The following is a 16,878-nucleotide window of genomic DNA, read 5'->3' as shown; positions in this document are numbered from 1 at the left end:
ACGGGAACCACCTGATCCCATGCCGAACTCAGCAGTGAAACCGATCAGCGCCGATGGTAGTGTGGGGCCTCCCCATGCGAGAGTAGGTCATCGTCAGGCACCTATTCCGAGAAAACCCCGAGCTCAATGAGCTCGGGGTTTTTTCATGCGCGGGTGTTTTTTGGCAAGCGATGAGCGAGCGGAAAGGCGCACGCACGATCGCCGGAGTCCGGCGCCTCCTGATACAAGAACGCCCCCGCCTCAAGAGAGGCGGGGGCGTTTTTTTATGGGCGGGAGAGGTCGTCAGCCAGGCGCTAGCGGCACAGGCTCTCCAGGGCCTCGATGAGGCTGTCCATCTCGTCATCGGTGCCGATGGAGATGCGCAGGTGGTTGCACAGCGCGTCGGTGTTGAAGTGGCGCACCAGCACGCCGCGCTCGCGCAGGCCCACGAAGAGCTGGGCGGCGTCGAACTCGGGGTGGCTGACCAGCAGGAAGTTGGTCTGCGAGGGCAGTACCGCAAAGCCCAGGGTCTCGAGGCGCCCCCGGGTGCGTTCGCGGGTGGTGATCACCGCCTCCCGGCAGGCCTCGAAGTGATCGCGATCGCCAAGCGAGGCGATGCCCAGGGCGCTGGCCAGGCTGTCGACGGGATAGGAGTTGAAGGAGTCCTTGACCCGCTCCAGCCCTTCGATCAGCTCCCGTGAGCCCAAGGCGTAGCCCAGGCGCAGGCCGGCGAGGCTGCGCGACTTGGAGAAGGTGCCGGTGACCAGCAGGTTGGGAAAGCGCTCGACCAGGGGGGCCGCGCTCTCGCCGCCGAAATCCACGTAGGCCTCGTCGACCAGCACCACCGACTCGGTGATCCGCTCGAGCAGGCGGGCAATCGCCTCTCGCCCGTGGCCATGGCCGGTGGGGGCGTTGGGGTTGGCGAAGATCACGCCGCCGGCCTCCTCGGGGAAGGCATCGAGGTCGACGCGCCACTGGTCGTCCAGCGGGTGGGGGCGGCGCTCGACCCCGTAGAGGCGGCAGTAGACCGGATAGAAGCTGTAGGAGATGGCCGGCATCGACAGCGGCCGCGGTTGGCGGAAGAAGGCCTGGAAGGCCAGGGCCAGCACCTCGTCGGAGCCGTTGCCGACGAAGACCTGGGCGGCCTCCACCCCGAGCTCCTCGGCCAGGGCCTCGCGCAGGGCCAGGGAGGTCGGGTCCGGGTAGCGCCGCAGGTGGTCTGCGGAGAACTCGCGCAGGGCCGCCTCGACGGCCGGGGCCGGCGGATAGGGATTCTCGTTGGTGTTCAGCTTGATCAGCCGCTCGCGGGGCTGCTCTCCCGGCACATAGGGAGTCAGCTCGCGAACCTCAGGGCTCCAGAACTTGCTCATGATCACTCGCTCGAGGGGTGGGGACTGGGCTCATGGTGACCCGAGCGCCCCGACCGCGCAAGCCGCGCCCATGCTAGGCTCGGGGCTCGCCTTGTCTGACTGTTCGCTTTCGACGGATCTCCGCCATGACCGCCCAGATCATCGCCACCCTGCTGCCCGTCTTCCTGATCGCGGGCTGCGGCACCCTCTATGGACGCTTTCGCACGCCGGACATCCGCGGCCTGAACACCCTCAACATGGAGCTCTTCGTCCCCCTGCTGGTGTTCGCCGTGCTGGCCGACCGCCAGGCGCCGCTGGCGGACTATGCCCGGCTGGCCCTGGCGGCGGCCGCGGTGGTGCTGGGCTCGGGGCTGCTGCTCTGGCCGGTGGCGAAGTGGCTGAGGCTCGAGGCGAAGACCTTCCTGCCGCCGATGATGTTCAACAACTCCGGCAACATGGGCCTGCCGCTGCTGGTGCTGGCCTTCGGCGAGCAGGCCCTGCCGGCGGCAGTGGTGCTGTTCATCGTCGAGATGCTGCTGCACTTCTCGGTGGGGCTCTACATGCTCAGCCCTCACACCCCGCTGTGGCGGCTGATGCGCATGCCCATCGTGCTGGCGAGCCTGGCTGGCCTCGCCGTCAACCTGGGCGGGGTGCCGCTGCCGGGCTGGGGGCTGGAGGCGATGCACATGCTGGGCGGCGTCGCCATCCCGCTGATGCTCTTCGCCCTGGGGGTGCGCATGCTGGAGATCGACTTCGGCGACTGGCGCACGGGCCTGCTCGGTGCGCTGCTCTGCCCGCTCTCGGGGCTGGTGCTCGCCGTGCCGCTGATCGCCTGGCTCGAGCTGTCGGGCCTCCAGGCGGCGGCCCTGTGGGTCTTCGCGGCGCTGCCGCCGGCGGTGTTGAACTACCTCGTGGCCGAGCAGTATCGTCAGGAGCCCCACAAGGTGGCCTCCCTGGTGCTGATCGGCAACCTGGGCAGCCTGGTGGTCATGCCCCTGGTGCTGATCCTGGTCTTCGGCCACGTCCATCCGCCGGGGTGAGGCACGCGGCCCCGGGCGAGGCTGTCGGCGGAGCACACGAGAGGTTATGCTGTGAGGCAGGTTGCCGTGTCTCACGGCGTCTTGCCCATTGGTTAGGAGGACATACATGCAAATCAGGACCTTGCTGGTCGGCTCTGCCCTGGCCGCGCTGTTGGCCGGCTGTGCGACCGGCCCCACCGATCAGGCCGCCACCGAGATGGAAGCGACCTCGGTGACCTACCAGGGCACTCTGCCGTGCCGCAACTGCGAGGGCATCGACCTCAACGTGACCCTCAACGGCGAGGCGCAGGGCGCGGCCGCGGAGCGGACCTTCGACCTGGATGCGTCCTATCGGGCCCACCCGCAGAATCCGCCGGACGAGAACTACGCCGGCAACTGGGAGGTCCTCCAGGGGACCGAGCAGGATCCCTCCGCCACCGTCTACGAGCTGGTGCCCGACGGCGAGGGGCAGACCTACTACTTCCTGCGCGTCGATCCCCAGACGCTGGAGCTGATCGATCCCAACCTGCGCCGTTTCCAGAACAGCGAGATGCTGCAGCTCAAGCGTCTCTGATCCTGCGAACGCGTGGTACCGGGGCGGCCTCAGGGCCGCCCCGTGTCGTTGCGGGCCCGCCCCAGCCGGCGGCCCGCGGCTGCTAGAATGGCCCGATTGCCATCCGGCCGTCGTCGAGCGGCCCCGTCAGCGAGCGAGAGAGTGCCCCATGGCCAAAGTGAAGAGCGCCTTCGTCTGCACCGAGTGCGGTGCCGAATACCGCAAGTGGCAGGGGCAGTGCACCAGCTGTCAGGAGTGGAACACCCTGAGCGAGGTGCGCCTGGCCCCCGCGCGTCCCGGGGCCGGGGCGGGCAGCGGGGCGAGCGGCGGCGTCGGGCGCGGCGGCTATGCCGGGGACCTCTCCCGCGAGGTGGTCGATCTGGCCAGCGTCGATCTGAGCGAGGTGCCGAGGCTCTCCTCGACCTTCGCGGAGTTCGACCGGGTGCTGGGCGGCGGCCTGGTGCCGGGCTCGGCGGTGCTGCTCGGCGGCCACCCCGGCGCCGGCAAGTCGACCCTGCTGCTGCAGACCGCCTGCAAGCTCGCCCAGGAACGCGCCTCGCTCTACGTCACCGGCGAGGAGTCGCTCTCCCAGGTGGCGATGCGCGCCCATCGCCTGCAGCTGCCCACCCGGGGGCTGAAGATGCTCGCCGAGACCAGCGTCGAGACCATCCTCGGCGTGGCCGAGCGCGAGCGCCCCGAGGTGCTGATCATCGACTCCATCCAGACCATGCACCTGGAGGACATCGCCTCGGCGCCGGGTGGCGTGGCCCAGGTGCGCGAGTCCGCCGCCGCGCTGACCCGCTTCGCCAAGCAGTCCAACACCGTGCTGCTGCTGGTCGGCCACGTCACCAAGGACGGCAGCCTGGCCGGGCCCAAGGTGCTCGAGCACATGATCGACGCCTCGCTGCTGCTCGAGGGCGGCGCCGACTCGCGCTTTCGCACCCTGCGCGGCCAGAAGAACCGCTTCGGTGCGGTCAACGAGCTGGGTGTGTTCGCCATGCTCGAGCACGGCATGAAGGAAGTGAAGAACCCCAGCGCCATCTTCCTCTCGCGCAACGAGGAGCAGAGCGCCGGGAGCCTGGTGATGGTGGTCTGGGAGGGCACTCGGCCGATCCTCGTCGAGGTGCAGGCGCTGCTCGACGAGTCGGCGCTGGGCAACCCGCGCCGCGTCGCCGTGGGCCTCGACCAGAACCGCCTGGCCATGCTGCTGGCGGTGCTGCACCGCCACGGCGGGCTCTTCACCGGCGACCAGGACGTCTTTCTCAACGTGGTCGGCGGGGTCAAGGTGCTGGAGACCAGCGCCGACCTGGCGGTGCTGGTCGCGGTGGTCTCCAGCCTGCAGAACCGGCCGCTGCCCCGCGAGCTGGTGGTGTTCGGCGAGGTGGGGCTCTCCGGCGAGATCCGACCGGTGCCCAGCGGCCAGGAGCGCATCGTCGAGGCGGCCAAGCACGGCTTCACCCGCGCCATCGTGCCCCGGGGCAACGCTCCCAAGCGCAGCCCCGAGGGCATGGAGGTGGTCGCCGTGGACAAGCTCGCCGAGGCCCTCGACGCCCTCTAGCCCCGGTACACTTGAGGTAGAATGCGATGACACACGCCAAGGAGAACGAGATGAGCGCCATCCGCCTGACCCAGTACAGCCACGGCGCCGGCTGCGGGTGCAAGATCGCCCCCGACGTGCTCGACGGGATCCTCGCTAAGGCCGGCCCCGGGGCCAGCCATTCGCGGCTGATCGTCGGCAACCAGGGCCGCGAGGACGCGGCCGTCTACGACCTGGGCGACGGGCGCGGCATGATCGCCACCACCGACTTCTTCATGCCCATCGTCGACGACCCCTTCGACTTCGGCCGCATCGCCGCCACCAACGCCATCAGCGACGTCTACGCCATGGGCGGCACGCCGGTGATGGCGCTGGGCATCCTCGGCTGGCCGCTGGACAAGCTCGGCGCGGAGGTCGCCGGCGACGTGGTGGGCGGCGCCCAGGCGGTGTGTCGCGAGCTCGGCCTGGCGCTGGCCGGCGGCCACTCCATCGAGTCCCCGGAGCCGATCTTCGGCCTCTCGGTCAATGGCCTGGTCGATCTAGAGCACCTCAAGCTCAACAAGGGCGCCCAGCCCGGCGACCTGTTGTTCCTGACCAAGCCGCTGGGGGTGGGCCTGCTCACCACCGCCGAGAAGCGCGGCCTGCTAAAGGCTGGCCACCAGGAGCTGGCCCGCTCGACCATGCTGCGCTCCAACGCCATCGGCACGGCGCTGGCCAAGGTCAAGGGCGTGCACGCCATGACCGACGTCACCGGCTTCGGCCTGGCCGGCCACCTCGCCGAGATCTGCGCGGCCAGCGGCGTCGCCGCGCGGGTCGACTTCCGGCGCCTGCCGCGGCTCGCCGAGGCCGAGGCCTATCGCCGCCAGGGCGCGGTGCCGGGCGGCACCCGGCGCAACCGTGAGGCCCTGGGCGCGAGCCTGCCGGAGATGGACGAGGCGCACTGGCAGTGGCTCTGCGACCCGCAGACCTCCGGCGGCCTGCTGCTCTCGGTGCACCCCTCCTGGGAGGACGACGTGCAGCGCATCGGTCGCGACCACGGCCTCTCGCTCACCCCCTTCGGCGAGGTCGTCAAGGCCAGCGGGCCCGCGCTGATCGAGGTGCGCGGATGAGCCTGCCGCTGGTCGAACCGGACCTCGAACTGCTCCGGGAGGATCGCGTGCTGATCGACGTGCGCGCCCCCGTGGAGTTCGCCCAGGGCGCGCTGCCGGGCGCCGTCAACCTGCCGCTGATGGACGACGAGGAGCGCCACCTCGTCGGCATCGAGTACAAGGAGCGCGGCCAGGACGCGGCCATCGCCCTGGGCGAGCGGCTGGTCCGCGGCGGCCTCAAGGCGGCGAGGGTCGCCGCCTGGCAGCGCCTCGTCGAGGCCCATCCCGACGCCATCATCTACTGCTTCCGCGGCGGGCTGCGCTCGCAGACCGCCCAGCAGTGGCTGGCCGATGCCGGCATCACCCGCCCGCGCATCCGCGGGGGCTGGAAGGCGATGCGCCAGGCGCTCTGCGCGCGCATCGATGCCGCCGCCGAGCAGCCGCAGCTGGTGGTGGGCGGGCTCACCGGTTGCGCCAAGACCTCGCTGATCCTGGCCCTGGAGGAGGGGCTCGACCTCGAGGGGTGCGCCCGCCACAAGGGCTCGGCCTTCGGTCGCCATCCGCTGCCGGCGCCCAGCCAGATCGACTTCGAGCACGCCATGGGCCGCCGGCTGCTGGACCTGCCCGGGCCGCTGGTGCTGGAGGACGAGTCGCGGCGCATCGGCACCTCCAACATCCCGCTGACCTTCTGGGAGGGCATGCTCCAGGCGCCGCGCATCCGCATCGAGATGCCGCTGGACTGGCGGCTGGTGCAGATCCGCAAGGACTACATCGACGATCTCTGGGAGGTCCATCGCCGGCAGTTCGGCGACTGGCTGGGCTGGGCGCTGATGCGCAAGCAGCTCGCCGCGGCCCTCGCGCGGTTGAGAAAGCGCCTGGGCCAGGCGCGCCTGGCGCGGCTGCAGCGCCTCCAGGCGCTGGCCTTCCGCGAGCACGAGCGCGGCAACACCAGCGCCCACGAGGCCTGGCTGGCACCGCTGCTCACCGAATACTACGATCCGCTCTACCGTCACCAGCTGGAGAAGCATCCCGAGCGCCACTTCCTCCACGTGGGCGACTGGGAGAGCTGCCTGGCGTTCGCCCGGGAGTGGTCGGCCGAGGCGCGCCAGACGGGCCGGCCCGTGGGAGAGCCGGCCTGAGCCTCAGCGCGCGGCGTGGCGCAGCCACTGCGACAGCAGCCGGTCGAGCAGCGGGGCCAGCCGGTCGAACCGCTTCGGGTCGTCGAGCATCGCCGCGGTGGCCTGGGCGTGGGAGCTCGTCTCGCTGCCCTCGGGCGGCGTCTGGTGATCGAGCAGGGCGGTGACGCTCTCCGCGGTGGCCTCCAGGTGACAGAGCAGGGCCACCACCCGGCCGTCGTCCCAGCTGAAGCCCTGCAGCGGGCTCACCTCGCTGCGGCCCAGCGCCAGGGCATAGTCGGGCAGGGCGAAGACCTCGCGATGCCACATGAAGGCCTCGAAGGTCTCGGGCAGGTCGACGGGGCTCATCGGGGCGAGGGTCACCCGGTGCCAGCCGGTCTCGGCCACCGTGCCCCGGCCGACGATCGCGCCGAGCGTCTCGGCGATCATCCGGGCACCGTAGCCGATCCCCAGCAGCGGCTTGCGACCGTCCAGCGCCTGGGCGACGAGCTTGCGCTCCGCCCGGAGCCAGGGGCGGGCCCGTTCGTCGGCGAGGCCCTCGGGGCCGTCGAGCACGATCAGGGCGTCGCCGTCGGCGAGCCGCGGCGGCAGCTCGCCGGCGTCGAGATGGAAGACGGTGAAGCTGTGCCCCATGCTGGCTAGCCAGTCGGCGATCCGGCCGGGTCCCTGATGGGGGCTGTGCTGGAGGAGATGGACATGCATGCGAGCCTCACCGTATTAGCAATGCGCGGGTGACAGACGGAGCGCCAGGGTACATGAAGCCCGAGTTGAGAGAACAGATCCTGACCATCCTGGCCGAGGTGCCCGCGGGCCGCGTGACGACCTACGGGCGCATCGCCGCGATGACCGAGGGCGCCACCCCGCGGCTGGTGGCCCGCGCCCTGCGCGAGCTGCCCGCCGGCCACGGCCTGCCCTGGTTCCGGGTCATCACCGCCTCGCGGCGGCTGGCGGATCACGGCGGCGCCGACGAGCAGCGCCGCCGCCTGGTGGCCGAGGGCGTGCTCTTCGATACCCGCGGGCGGGTGGCGGCCGACCGCCTCTGGCCCTGAGACAACGTAACCCCAAGGAGACTCCATGAGCGGCTTCTTCCAGCGCCTCCAGCAGCTCGACCCGCGTCGCCAGCAGGCCTACATGGCGGCAGTGTGCGAGCGCCTGCTGCCCAACTACGGCCTCTATGCCGCCACCACCGGCCAGGGCGACCCCCACGGCCTGCGGGTGATCCTGGATCTCGTCTGGGAGCGGCTGGCGGTGAAGGAGGCGCGCATCGACTTCGACCGCCAGGCCGAGAAGCTCGCCGAGCTGGAACCGCCCGCCGAGGACGACAGCTTCGGTGCCCGGCGGGCGCTGGAGGCGGTGGTCGCGCTCTCGGCGATCCTCGACACCCTGCGCGGCGAGGCGACCGAGGCGGTGCTCGAGGTCAGCCGCGTCTCGCGCAGCGGGGTGCGCGCCTTCATCGAGCTCACCGAGGGCGAGGAGGACGCCACGCGCCTCGCCGCCCTGGTGCGCGACCATCCGCTGATGGCGGACGAGAACGACTTCCAGGACGCGGTGCTCGAGGCTGTGGAGGCCGGGCCGCTGGATCGCGACGCGCTCAAGGCGCTGCGCCGGCTGGGCCGCAACGACGGCGTCAGCAACCTGGGGCTCTCCGTCGAGGAGTAGCCGCACACATCGGCCGGAACGACAAAGGGCCCGCCAAATGGCGGGCCCTTTGTCGTCTCGAGTCGGTCGCAAGCGAGAGACGATGAGATTATCCGGCGTCAAGCCTTCGCGAGGGCGCTGTGAACCCGTCCTTGGGCGCTACTTTTGACGTCCCTGGTCAAAAGACCCTCGCGCCGCCTTGCCCCCGGCGCTCATCTCATTCGAGCACTACAGCCGCATCTCGATCCCGTGATTGGCCATGTAGCGCTTGGCCTCGGGGATGGTGTACTCGCCGAAGTGGAAGATGCTCGCCGCCAGCACCGCGTCGGCGCCGCCCTCGATGACGCCGTCCACCAGGTGGTCGAGGTTGCCGACGCCGCCGGAGGCGATCACCGGCACGCTCACGGCATCGGCGATGGCGCGGGTCACGCCCAGGTCGAAGCCGACCTTGGTGCCGTCACGGTCCATGCTGGTCAGCAGCAGCTCGCCGGCGCCGTAGGCTACCATCTTCCTGGCCCACTCCACGGCGTCGAGGCCGGTGGGCCGGCGCCCGCCGTGGGTGAAGATCTCCCAGCGGTCGGGCTCGCCCTCGGCGGAGACCTTCTTGGCGTCGATGGCTACCACGATGCACTGGCTGCCGAAGCGCTCGGCGGCCTCGTACACGAAGTCGGGGTTGGTCACCGCGGCGGTGTTGATCGACACCTTGTCGGCGCCGGCGTTGAGCATGGTGCGGATGTCGTCGCAGCTGCGGATGCCGCCGCCCACGGTGAGCGGGATGAACACCTCGCCGGCGATGCGCTCGACCATCTCCACCGTGGTGTCGCGGTCCTCGTGGCTGGCCGTGATGTCGAGGAAGGTGATCTCGTCGGCGCCCTGCTGGTTGTAGCGCTGGGCGATCTCCACCGGATCACCGGCGTCGCGGATGCCGATGAAGTTGACGCCCTTGACCACGCGGCCGGCGTCGACGTCCAGGCACGGGATGATGCGCTTGGCGAGTCCCATGGATCAGCTCCCTTTCTGGCTGAGCGCGTCGCACAGCCGCTGGGCCTCGGCCACGTCGAGGCTGCCCTCGTAGATGGCCCGGCCGGTGATGGCGCCGAGGATGCCGTCGTCGGCGACCTTGGCCAGTGCGCGCAGGTCCTCGAGGTCGGTGACCCCGCCCGAGGCGATCACCGGCAGGCCGCCCTCGCGGGCGAGCTCGGCGGTGGCTTCGACGTTGACGCCCTGCATCATGCCGTCGCGGGCGATGTCGGTGTAGACGATGGAGGAGACGCCGTCGTCGGCGAAGCGCTTGGCAAGCTCGGTGGCCTTGACCGTGGAGACCTCGGCCCAGCCGTCGGTGGCGACGAAGCCGTCCCGGGCGTCGAGGCCGACGATCACGTGGCCCGGGAAGGCGCGGCACATCTCGCCGACGAAGGCCGGCTCCTTGACCGCCTTGGTGCCGATGATCACGTAGGAGACCCCGGCCTCGAGGTAGTGCTCGATGGTCTCGGCCGAGCGGATGCCGCCGCCGATCTGGATCGGCAGGTCCGGGTAGGCGCGGGCGATGGCGGTGACCGCCTCGCCGTTGACCGGCGCGCCCTCGAAGGCGCCGTTGAGGTCGACCAGGTGCAGGCGGCGGGCGCCGGCCTCGACCCAGCGGGCGGCCATGGCGACCGGATCATCGCCGTAGGTGGTGGCGTCGTCCATGCGCCCCTGCTTGAGGCGCACGCACTGGCCGTCCTTGAGGTCGATGGCGGGAATTACCAGCATGTCGGGTCTCCATTCGGCGCGCTTGCGGGCGCCCTTGTTGTCATCAATCGGCTGTCGTCGGCGCCGCTCAGGGCGCCCACTGCACGAAGTTCTCCAGCAGCTGGAGGCCGGCCCGGGAGCTCTTCTCCGGGTGGAACTGCACGGCGAAGGTGGCGTCGCGGCCGATGGCCACATGGGCGCTCACCCGACCGTAGTCGGTGGTGCCGAACACCGTGGCGTCGTCGGCGGCCTCGACGTAGTAGCTGTGCACGAAGTAGAAGTGCTCGTCCTGGTCGATGCCCTTCCACAGCGGGTGATCGTGGTGCTGGTGCACCAGGTTCCAGCCCATGTGCGGGACCTTCAGGCGGTTGTCCCGGTCATCGCGCATGTCGCCGGGGAACTTCCTCACCTCGCCGCGCAGGAAGCCCAGGCAGCCGATGCCGCCGTTCTCCTCGCTGTGGTCGAGCAGCATCTGCTGGCCGACGCAGATACCGAGCAGCGGCTTGTCCTGGGAGGCGAGCAGCTCCTCGACCAGGCCGCGCAGCTCTGTCTTCTCGAGCTCGCCCATGCAGTCGCGGATGGCACCCTGGCCGGGCAGGACCAGGCGGGTGGCGCCGCGGATGCGACGGGCATCCCGCGTCACGACCACGTTCTCGTGCGTGACGTGCTCCAGTGCCTTGGCGACGGAATGCAGGTTACCCATTCCGTAGTCGATGACGGCAATGGTCATGGGACGCTCCTCGTATGTTCGTGCGGCGGCCTCAGAGGCTGCCCTTGGTGGACGGCATCTGGCCCGCCATGCGCGGGTCCTGCTCCACGGCCATGCGCAGCGCGCGGCCGAAGGCCTTGAAGATGGTTTCCGCCTGATGGTGGGCGTTGAAGCCCTTCAGGTTGTCGATGTGCAGGGTCACCCGGGCGTGGTTGACGAAGCCCTGGAAGAACTCCCAGAACAGCTGGGTGTCCAGACGGCCGATGCTGGCGCGGGTGAACTCCACGTCCATGCTCAGCCCCGGGCGGCCGGAGAAGTCCACCACCACTCTTGATAGCGCCTCGTCCAGGGGCACGTAGGCGTGGCCGTAGCGGTAGATGCCGCGCTTGTCGCCGATCGCCTGATCGAAGGCCTGGCCCAGGGTGATGCCGAGGTCCTCGACGGTGTGGTGATCGTCGATGTGCAGGTCGCCCACCGCCTTGATGTCCAGGTCGATCAGACCGTGGCGCGCCACCTGGTCGAGCATGTGGTCGAGGAAGGGCACGCCGGTCTCGCAGGCCAGGCGCCCCTCGCCGTCGAGGTTGATGGTCACCGTGATCTGGGTTTCCCGGGTGTTCCGGGTGACCGTGGCGATACGCTCGGACATGTCGGATCTCCAGCGCCTGGGCGCGTGTCGAGGGGGCCGGGGATGCCTGCCGGCCGCCAAAACGAAGGGGCGTCGGGTGCTGTGCCTGACGCCGAGAGCCTGCCATTATAGTGAATCGCTCACCCCATCCGCTACAATGCGGCCCATGACAGTGGTGGCACGCCTGCCGCCCCGGCCTCAAGGAGATCCACGCATGCCGGTGACCCTTCAACAGGTCGACCAGGACGCCTGGGAAGCGGATGCCCAGATACGCCTCGACCTCGTACGCATCTTCACGGACGCGCCCCCCGAGCGCCTCCCCCTGCCCGTGGAAGACTTCATTCGCGAACACCTGGCCGGTGGCCACCTGTTCAGCTGTGCCCGCTTCAACGACCGCCTGCTGGGCGCCGTGGCGGTGAAGCTCGACCAGAACGCCTGGTGGCTGTCGAACCTCTGCGTGCGCAAGACCACGCGCCGCCGCGGCGTCGGCTCGCGGCTGCTGGCGCTGGTCAGCGAGGCCGCCCGTGCCGAGGGCCGCCGCCTCTATGCCGCCTCCTCCCAGCTGCCCGTGGCCGACCAGCTGCTGCTCTCGCGGCTCGGCTATCGGCTCACCCAGGACGGCGACTACTTCGAACTCAATCTCTGGTCACAGGGAGGTGACCGATGAAGCGCCTGCTGCGCACCCTTCTCGCCGCCATCGGCGTCCTCGGCCTGGTCATGGTCGGCGCCGTGGTCTACGTCACCACCTTCTTCGATCCCAACGACCTCAAGCCGCGCCTGGTCGAGGTCGTGCGCGAGCACAGCGGGCTCGAACTGACCCTGGACGGCCCGCTCTCCTGGTCCTTCTATCCCCGGCTCGGGGTCGGCGTGCAGCAGGCCGAGGCCCGCCTGCCCGATCAGGCCGACGATTCGGCGCCCTTCGCCGCGCTCTCCCACGCCGAGGTCAGCCTCGCCTTCACGCCGCTGCTGCGCGGCGAGATCGCCATCGACGGCCTGACCCTCGACGACCTCTATCTCGACCTCGAGCGCGACGCCCAGGGCCAGGGCAACTGGGAAGTGCTTCTCGAGCGGCTGGGCGAGCGGGGCGAACAGGCCGAGGCCGCCCTGGCCCCGGCCAGTGCCGGCCCCTCCCCGAGCGGCAACAACGGCCTCTCGGTGGCCCTCAACATCGCCAGCGTGCAGGTGCGTCGCGGCGAGGTGCACTTCCGCGATGCCCAGGCGGACCGCGAGCTGCGCCTCGAGTCGCTCGAGATCAGCGGCAGCAACGTCAATCCCGGCAGCGCCTTCCCGCTCACCTCCTCCTTCCGCCTGCGGCTTTACGAGGGCCTCGACTGGCGGGAGACGGCGAGCGAGCCGCGCCTGCTCAGCGATGTCTCCCTCGATACCCGGGTGAACCTGGGGCTGGCCGAGGGGCGGCACGTGCTGGAGGGGCTGACCCTCAAGACGGTCAACCGCCTGGCCGGGCTCGACAACGAGCAGAAGGTCAACCTGCAGGGCGAGCAGATGGTGGTGAACCTCGGCGAGGGCAGCGTGCAGCTGGACGAGGGCGCCCTCGACGCCAGCCTCCATCACCCGCGCCTGGGCGAGAAGCCGCTGCCGTTGTCGCTGGCCTTCACCATGGATGCCGACCTCGACGAGCAGAGCGCTCGCCTGCGCGAGCTGGAGCTGACCGGCCCCGACGCCCTCAAGCTCAACGGCAACCTCAACCTCAGCGACCTCGGCGAGGCGCCGGCCTATACCGGCCAGCTTCGCCTGACGCCGCTGTCGCTGCGCCCCTGGCTGACGCGCTTAGCGGCGATGCCGGCCATGGCCAACGGCCAGGCGCTCACCGACGTGGCGCTGACCAGCCCGGTCAGCGGCGATCTCGAGCGTTTCGAGCTCGCCGGCCTGACCCTGGTGCTCGACGACGCCACCTTCACCGGCCGCCTGGCGGGACGCTTCGACGGCGGCCTGCTCGCCGCCGACCTGCAGGGGGATCGCCTGGACCTGGACGGCTACCTGCCGCCGGCGGGCGTCGGTGACGACGCCGCCTCGCGCTGGCGGCTGCCGGGCATCCGCCGCGCCCACGCCGAGGACGCGGACGCGCTGGTGCCGGCATCGTGGCTCGCCGAGCTCGAGCTCGACGCCCATCTCGCCCTGGGGCAGCTGCGCTTCGCCGGGCTGGACTTCCATGACGTCGACCTGACCCTCGAGGGGCGCGATGGCCGCCATCGCCTGATCGACTTCACCTCCCGCTTCTACGAGGGGAGCCTGGCCGCCGACGGCGTTCTCGATCTGCGCGAGAGCCCGATCCGCTGGCAGCTCGCCCCGCAGGCCGAGCGGGTGCGTCTCGAGTCGCTGCTCGAGGCCCGCGGCGAGGAGCCCTCTCCCCTGAGCGGGCGCTTCAGCGGCGAGGGCGAGCTGACCAGTCGCGGCAACTCCCCCATGGAGCTCCGGCGCCACCTGAGCGGCCACCTCGAGGCACGCATAGATGAGGGCGCCTTCAAGGAGCTCAACGTCGGCGAGGAGCTGTGCACCGCGGCCGCCACCCTGCAGGGCAAGACGCTCGAGCGCGAGTGGGCCGAGGAGACGCGCTTCGAGCGGATCCGCGCCGGCCTGACCCTGGACGAGGGCGAGGTGCAGAGCGACGACCTGCTGGTCACCCTGCCCGGCATGCGGGTGGACGGCGAGGGCCGCATCGATCTCGTCAGCGAGCAGTTCGACCTGCGCGCCGCGGTGCGCCTGGTGGAGGCCGAGGATGCGCCCTGCGAGGTCAACCCGCGGCTGGCGCGCGTGCCGCTGCCGGTGCGCTGCGACGGTACCCTCGGCGGCGAGAGCGCGGAGTGGTGCCGCTTCGATCGCGAGGCTTTCCAGGGAACCCTCGCCGGGCTGCTGCGCGACGAGGCCACCCGGCGAGCCGGGGAGGAGGTCGAGGAGCGCCTCGAGGGCGCCGTCGAGAAGATCGACGAGCGCCTGGGCGAGCAGGCCGGCCGGGAACTTCGCGACGCCCTGGAAGGTCTCTTCAATTGAGCAACACCTTTGACCAGTCCCTGCGCCGACTTCCCCAGTCGGCGCTTTTTTTCGTGCCGTGAGAGTGTCGTGTCGAGAGAGCCCATGAGCGAGATGCCGCCCGCCATCCTGCCCCCCGAACGCTTCCAGCAGCGCCTGCTCGAGTGGTTCGACGAGCACGGTCGCCACGACCTGCCCTGGCAGCAGGATCGCAGCCCCTACCGGGTGTGGGTCTCGGAGATCATGCTGCAGCAGACCCAGGTCGCCACGGTGATCCCCTACTTCGAGCGCTTCATGGCGCGCTTCCCCGACGTCGCCAGCCTGGCGGCCGCCGAGCAGGACGAGGTGCTGCACCTGTGGACCGGGCTTGGCTACTACGCCCGGGGCCGCAACCTGCACAAGGCCGCGCGGGTCGTCGTCGAGGAGCACGGCGGGGCGTTCCCCGTGGAGAGCCTCGAGGCGATGGCGGCGCTGCCCGGCATCGGCCGCTCCACGGCCGGGGCGATCATCGCCCAGAGCACCGGGCGGCGGGCGGTGATCCTCGACGGCAACGTCAAGCGAGTGCTGACGCGCTTGCACGCCGTGGAGGGCTGGCCGGGGCGGCCGGCGGTGGAGCGCCGCCTCTGGGCCCTGGCCGAGCACTACACCCCCGAGGCACGGGTGGTCGACTTTACCCAGGCGATGATGGACCTGGGGGCGACCCTCTGTCGTCGCGGGCAGCCGGAGTGCGCGCGCTGCCCCTTCGAGGCGGAGTGCCTCGCCCATGCCCGCGGCGAGGAGAAGCGCTTCCCCGAGTCCAAGCCGAAGAAGGCCGTGCCGACCCGCACCACCACCATGCTGCTCTTACAGGATCGCGAGGGGCGCGTGCTGCTCGAGCAGCGCCCCGCCAGCGGCCTGTGGGGCGGGCTCTGGAGCCTGCCCCAGTTCGACGATCGCGAGGCCCTGGCGGCCTGGCTGGCCGTCCATGCGCCGGGCAGCGAGCTCGACGCGGCCTGGACACCCTTCACCCACGTCTTCAGCCACTTCCGCCTCGAGATCACCCCGCAGCCGGCGCGCATCACCCGGCTCGATTCGGTGGGCGAGGCGCGCCGCTGGTACGATCCCGCCGATCCGGCCAGCATCGGCCTGGCGGCGCCGGTCAAGGCGCTGCTGGAGTCGCTGGCCCCCTTTGCCCTGACCACCACCGCCGGGCCCTGAGCCCGCACGAGGAGAGTCCCCGATGAGCCAGACCGTGTTCTGCCGCAAGTACCAGAAGGAGATGGAGGCCCTGCCGTTCCCGCCGCTGCCGGGCAAGAAGGGCCAGGAGATCCAGGCCAACGTCTCGAAGCAGGCCTGGGAGGAGTGGCAGGCGCTGCAGACCCGCCTGATCAACGAGAAGCACCTCAACATGCTCGACGCCGCCTCCCGGGAGTACTTGATGGAGCAGATGGAGCGCTTCCTCGACAACCAGGAAACCGACCAGGCCGAGGGCTATGTACCCCGTGGCGACTAGCCGTTCGGGCATCGCTCGACCCTCGCCATCTTTTTGAAACGGAAAGGGTTGACGCCAACGGCCCGCTGAGGTTTAATACGCACCGTTGGCGAGGGGCCAGATAGCTCAGTTGGTAGAGCAGGGGATTGAAAATCCCCGTGTCGGCGGTTCGATTCCGTCTCTGGCCACCACAATGCTGGGGTATAGCCAAGCGGTAAGGCACCGGTTTTTGGTATCGGCATGCGCAGGTTCGAATCCTGCTACCCCAGCCACGTCAACCCTGTTTCCGATTCTGTGACTCGAGTCGGTTCCCGCGCCGGCATAGCTCAGTTGGTAGAGCAACTGACTTGTAATCAGTAGGTCCCGGGTTCGACTCCTGGTGCCGGCACCATCGAAGCATCGGGAAAATGAGTCGCAGCATACAAGAAACCGCTCTAGTAGGCGGTTTTTTTGTGTCTGGAAGAAAGGCATCTCTCTACGTCCCTTGGCTGGCCCGCGCTGCCGCCCATGGCGCGCAGCCTCAACTCGTGTGATGTCTCACAGCCTGCCCTTGCGCAGCTCGCTGCGCGCATCCTGGATGTTCACGCGACACTTCACCGGATTGAAGCGGTTGGTCTTGGCCTGGAGCAGTTCGGCATTGGCCTTGGTCCGCGCCTCGAGGGTGTACTGGTCCCTGTTCTGGTAGATCTCCATTTCCAGGGTGCGGATGTCCGCCTGGCAGTCGTCGGTGATGCCCACCTCGTCATTCGAGGAAGAGGCGCAGGCCGTCAGCAGACTGAGCAGGATGATGAGCGATCCGAGCTTGAGCATGGGGGTTCTCCTCTTGTTGTCCGCCTAGTGTAGGCGGGTGCTCGGCGTCTCGCTCGCGACGCCTGAAGCGCTGCTCCATGATCACTCCCATGAGTCTGGGTGACATTCTTAACGGGGAAGCTGCTCCAGCCTTGAGGCAGAGGGGGATATCCCCCTCTAGTTTCTGGTGAAAACGTTTTCCGCTTTGCTCGTGGAGTTTTTGGTCGCGGGTTAGGAAGTAAGCACTTGGCGATAATGGCCGTGTT

Annotated in this window: 18 protein-coding genes, 3 tRNA genes and 1 rRNA gene; 15 read left to right on the top strand and 7 right to left on the bottom strand. The window is 69.7% G+C overall.

All coding sequences use genetic code 11. The features are described 5' to 3' along the window. Positions 1–99 (top strand): 5S ribosomal RNA (gene rrf, locus C9F13_RS17285); the annotation flags it as partial. Between the two features lie 194 nt (positions 100–293). On the opposite strand, the gene hisC is transcribed toward rrf, so the two are convergent. After that, positions 294–1,349, bottom strand: coding sequence for a histidinol-phosphate transaminase (gene hisC / locus C9F13_RS17280; RefSeq protein WP_108447487.1), 1,056 nt, complete (start codon positions 1,347–1,349; stop codon positions 294–296). Positions 1,350–1,474: 125 nt separating this feature from the next. On the opposite strand from hisC, the gene C9F13_RS17275 reads away from it, so the two are divergent. From C9F13_RS17275 to mnmH, 5 genes are all read left to right on the top strand, one after another. After that, the gene (locus C9F13_RS17275) at positions 1,475–2,368 is read left to right on the top strand and encodes an AEC family transporter (RefSeq protein WP_108447486.1); all 894 of its coding nucleotides are present in this window, start codon (positions 1,475–1,477) and stop codon (positions 2,366–2,368) included. Positions 2,369–2,474: 106 nt separating this feature from the next. Further along, entirely contained in the window at positions 2,475–2,921 is a 447-nt protein-coding gene (locus tag C9F13_RS17270; RefSeq protein ID WP_108447485.1) for a copper resistance protein NlpE N-terminal domain-containing protein, read from the top strand. 148 nt (positions 2,922–3,069) lie between these two features. Next, positions 3,070–4,458: a DNA repair protein RadA gene (gene radA, locus C9F13_RS17265; protein ID WP_108447484.1), complete on the top strand. Its 1,389-nt coding sequence runs from the start codon at positions 3,070–3,072 to the stop codon at positions 4,456–4,458. 50 nt (positions 4,459–4,508) lie between these two features. Further along, a complete protein-coding gene (gene selD, locus C9F13_RS17260; RefSeq protein WP_108447483.1) occupies positions 4,509–5,546 on the top strand; it encodes a selenide, water dikinase SelD in 1,038 nt (345 codons plus the stop codon). Next, a complete protein-coding gene (gene mnmH / locus C9F13_RS17255; RefSeq protein ID WP_108447482.1) occupies positions 5,543–6,664 on the top strand; it encodes a tRNA 2-selenouridine(34) synthase MnmH in 1,122 nt (373 codons plus the stop codon). The genes selD and mnmH overlap by 4 nt, the downstream gene beginning before the upstream one ends. Positions 6,665–6,667: 3 nt before the next feature. On the opposite strand, the gene C9F13_RS17250 is transcribed toward mnmH, so the two are convergent. Beyond that, complete coding sequence (locus C9F13_RS17250) at positions 6,668–7,363, bottom strand: type 1 glutamine amidotransferase (RefSeq protein ID WP_108447481.1); 696 nt, start codon at positions 7,361–7,363, stop codon at positions 6,668–6,670. A 53-nt stretch (positions 7,364–7,416) separates the two neighbouring features. On the opposite strand from C9F13_RS17250, the gene C9F13_RS17245 reads away from it, so the two are divergent. Both C9F13_RS17245 and C9F13_RS17240 read left to right on the top strand, forming a co-directional pair. Further along, positions 7,417–7,710: an MGMT family protein gene (locus tag C9F13_RS17245; RefSeq protein WP_108447480.1), complete on the top strand. Its 294-nt coding sequence runs from the start codon at positions 7,417–7,419 to the stop codon at positions 7,708–7,710. A 25-nt stretch (positions 7,711–7,735) separates the two neighbouring features. Further along, positions 7,736–8,320 (top strand): YjaG family protein, encoded by a 585-nt coding sequence (locus C9F13_RS17240; protein ID WP_108447479.1) that lies wholly within the window; start codon positions 7,736–7,738, stop codon positions 8,318–8,320. A gap of 207 nt (positions 8,321–8,527) precedes the next feature. Here C9F13_RS17240 and hisF read toward each other — a convergent pair whose 3' ends face one another. The 4 genes from hisF to hisB all read right to left on the bottom strand — a co-directional run bounded on the left by hisF (position 8,528) and on the right by hisB (position 11,385). Beyond that, positions 8,528–9,301: an imidazole glycerol phosphate synthase subunit HisF gene (hisF, locus tag C9F13_RS17235; RefSeq protein ID WP_108447478.1), complete on the bottom strand. Its 774-nt coding sequence runs from the start codon at positions 9,299–9,301 to the stop codon at positions 8,528–8,530. A gap of 3 nt (positions 9,302–9,304) precedes the next feature. Further along, positions 9,305–10,051, bottom strand: a complete 747-nt coding sequence (gene hisA / locus C9F13_RS17230; protein ID WP_108447477.1) for a 1-(5-phosphoribosyl)-5-[(5-phosphoribosylamino)methylideneamino]imidazole-4-carboxamide isomerase — start codon at positions 10,049–10,051, stop codon at positions 9,305–9,307. A 67-nt stretch (positions 10,052–10,118) separates the two neighbouring features. Next, positions 10,119–10,760, bottom strand: a complete 642-nt coding sequence (hisH, locus tag C9F13_RS17225) for an imidazole glycerol phosphate synthase subunit HisH (RefSeq protein WP_108447476.1) — start codon at positions 10,758–10,760, stop codon at positions 10,119–10,121. A 31-nt stretch (positions 10,761–10,791) separates the two neighbouring features. Further along, positions 10,792–11,385 carry an imidazoleglycerol-phosphate dehydratase HisB gene (gene hisB / locus C9F13_RS17220; protein ID WP_108447475.1) on the bottom strand — a complete coding sequence of 198 codons (594 nt, stop codon included), beginning with the start codon at positions 11,383–11,385 and terminating at the stop codon, positions 10,792–10,794. A 193-nt stretch (positions 11,386–11,578) separates the two neighbouring features. On the opposite strand from hisB, the gene C9F13_RS17215 reads away from it, so the two are divergent. The 7 genes from C9F13_RS17215 to C9F13_RS17185 all read left to right on the top strand — a co-directional run bounded on the left by C9F13_RS17215 (position 11,579) and on the right by C9F13_RS17185 (position 16,214). Then, on the top strand, positions 11,579–12,031 hold the full coding sequence (locus C9F13_RS17215) for an acetyl-CoA sensor PanZ family protein (RefSeq protein WP_108447474.1): 453 nt from the start codon (positions 11,579–11,581) through the stop codon (positions 12,029–12,031). Next, complete coding sequence (locus C9F13_RS17210; RefSeq protein WP_108447473.1) at positions 12,028–14,373, top strand: AsmA family protein; 2,346 nt, start codon at positions 12,028–12,030, stop codon at positions 14,371–14,373. Before C9F13_RS17215 ends, C9F13_RS17210 begins: the two co-directional genes overlap by 4 nt. Before the next feature lie 84 nt (positions 14,374–14,457). After that, positions 14,458–15,549, top strand: coding sequence for an A/G-specific adenine glycosylase (gene mutY, locus C9F13_RS17205; RefSeq protein ID WP_108447472.1), 1,092 nt, complete (start codon positions 14,458–14,460; stop codon positions 15,547–15,549). A gap of 22 nt (positions 15,550–15,571) precedes the next feature. Then, a complete protein-coding gene (locus C9F13_RS17200) occupies positions 15,572–15,844 on the top strand; it encodes an oxidative damage protection protein (protein ID WP_108447471.1) in 273 nt (90 codons plus the stop codon). A 94-nt stretch (positions 15,845–15,938) separates the two neighbouring features. After that, positions 15,939–16,014 (top strand) — tRNA-Phe (locus tag C9F13_RS17195). Positions 16,015–16,020: 6 nt separating this feature from the next. Continuing rightward, positions 16,021–16,095 (top strand) — tRNA-Gln (locus C9F13_RS17190). Positions 16,096–16,138: 43 nt separating this feature from the next. Continuing rightward, positions 16,139–16,214 (top strand) — tRNA-Thr (locus C9F13_RS17185). A gap of 146 nt (positions 16,215–16,360) precedes the next feature. Here the strand turns inward: C9F13_RS17185 and C9F13_RS17180 are convergent. Continuing rightward, positions 16,361–16,633 (bottom strand): hypothetical protein, encoded by a 273-nt coding sequence (locus C9F13_RS17180; RefSeq protein ID WP_108447470.1) that lies wholly within the window; start codon positions 16,631–16,633, stop codon positions 16,361–16,363. Between the last annotated feature and the right edge of the window lie 245 nt (positions 16,634–16,878).

Origin of the sequence: Halomonas denitrificans, assembly GCF_003056305.1 — a bacterium.
GTDB lineage: Bacteria > Pseudomonadota > Gammaproteobacteria > Pseudomonadales > Halomonadaceae > Halomonas > Halomonas denitrificans.
This window is presented reverse-complemented; position numbering and strand designations above follow the sequence as displayed.

What these genes read in the sequence shown, in the direction of transcription:
- mutY (WP_108447472.1), top strand. Translation starts at nt 14,458, where the DNA reads ATGAGCGAGATGCCGCCCGCCATCCTGCCCCCCGAACGCTTCCAGCAG.
- radA (WP_108447484.1), top strand. Translation starts at nt 3,070, where the DNA reads ATGGCCAAAGTGAAGAGCGCCTTCGTCTGCACCGAGTGCGGTGCCGAA.
- hisF (WP_108447478.1), bottom strand. Translation starts at nt 9,301, where the DNA reads ATGGGACTCGCCAAGCGCATCATCCCGTGCCTGGACGTCGACGCCGGC.
- C9F13_RS17180 (WP_108447470.1), bottom strand. Translation starts at nt 16,633, where the DNA reads ATGCTCAAGCTCGGATCGCTCATCATCCTGCTCAGTCTGCTGACGGCC.
- C9F13_RS17275 (WP_108447486.1), top strand. Translation starts at nt 1,475, where the DNA reads ATGACCGCCCAGATCATCGCCACCCTGCTGCCCGTCTTCCTGATCGCG.
- C9F13_RS17240 (WP_108447479.1), top strand. Translation starts at nt 7,736, where the DNA reads ATGAGCGGCTTCTTCCAGCGCCTCCAGCAGCTCGACCCGCGTCGCCAG.
- mnmH (WP_108447482.1), top strand. Translation starts at nt 5,543, where the DNA reads ATGAGCCTGCCGCTGGTCGAACCGGACCTCGAACTGCTCCGGGAGGAT.
- hisH (WP_108447476.1), bottom strand. Translation starts at nt 10,760, where the DNA reads ATGACCATTGCCGTCATCGACTACGGAATGGGTAACCTGCATTCCGTC.
- C9F13_RS17245 (WP_108447480.1), top strand. Translation starts at nt 7,417, where the DNA reads ATGAAGCCCGAGTTGAGAGAACAGATCCTGACCATCCTGGCCGAGGTG.
- C9F13_RS17200 (WP_108447471.1), top strand. Translation starts at nt 15,572, where the DNA reads ATGAGCCAGACCGTGTTCTGCCGCAAGTACCAGAAGGAGATGGAGGCC.
- hisC (WP_108447487.1), bottom strand. Translation starts at nt 1,349, where the DNA reads ATGAGCAAGTTCTGGAGCCCTGAGGTTCGCGAGCTGACTCCCTATGTG.
- selD (WP_108447483.1), top strand. Translation starts at nt 4,509, where the DNA reads ATGAGCGCCATCCGCCTGACCCAGTACAGCCACGGCGCCGGCTGCGGG.
- hisB (WP_108447475.1), bottom strand. Translation starts at nt 11,385, where the DNA reads ATGTCCGAGCGTATCGCCACGGTCACCCGGAACACCCGGGAAACCCAG.
- C9F13_RS17250 (WP_108447481.1), bottom strand. Translation starts at nt 7,363, where the DNA reads ATGCATGTCCATCTCCTCCAGCACAGCCCCCATCAGGGACCCGGCCGG.
- C9F13_RS17270 (WP_108447485.1), top strand. Translation starts at nt 2,475, where the DNA reads ATGCAAATCAGGACCTTGCTGGTCGGCTCTGCCCTGGCCGCGCTGTTG.
- C9F13_RS17210 (WP_108447473.1), top strand. Translation starts at nt 12,028, where the DNA reads ATGAAGCGCCTGCTGCGCACCCTTCTCGCCGCCATCGGCGTCCTCGGC.
- hisA (WP_108447477.1), bottom strand. Translation starts at nt 10,051, where the DNA reads ATGCTGGTAATTCCCGCCATCGACCTCAAGGACGGCCAGTGCGTGCGC.
- C9F13_RS17215 (WP_108447474.1), top strand. Translation starts at nt 11,579, where the DNA reads ATGCCGGTGACCCTTCAACAGGTCGACCAGGACGCCTGGGAAGCGGAT.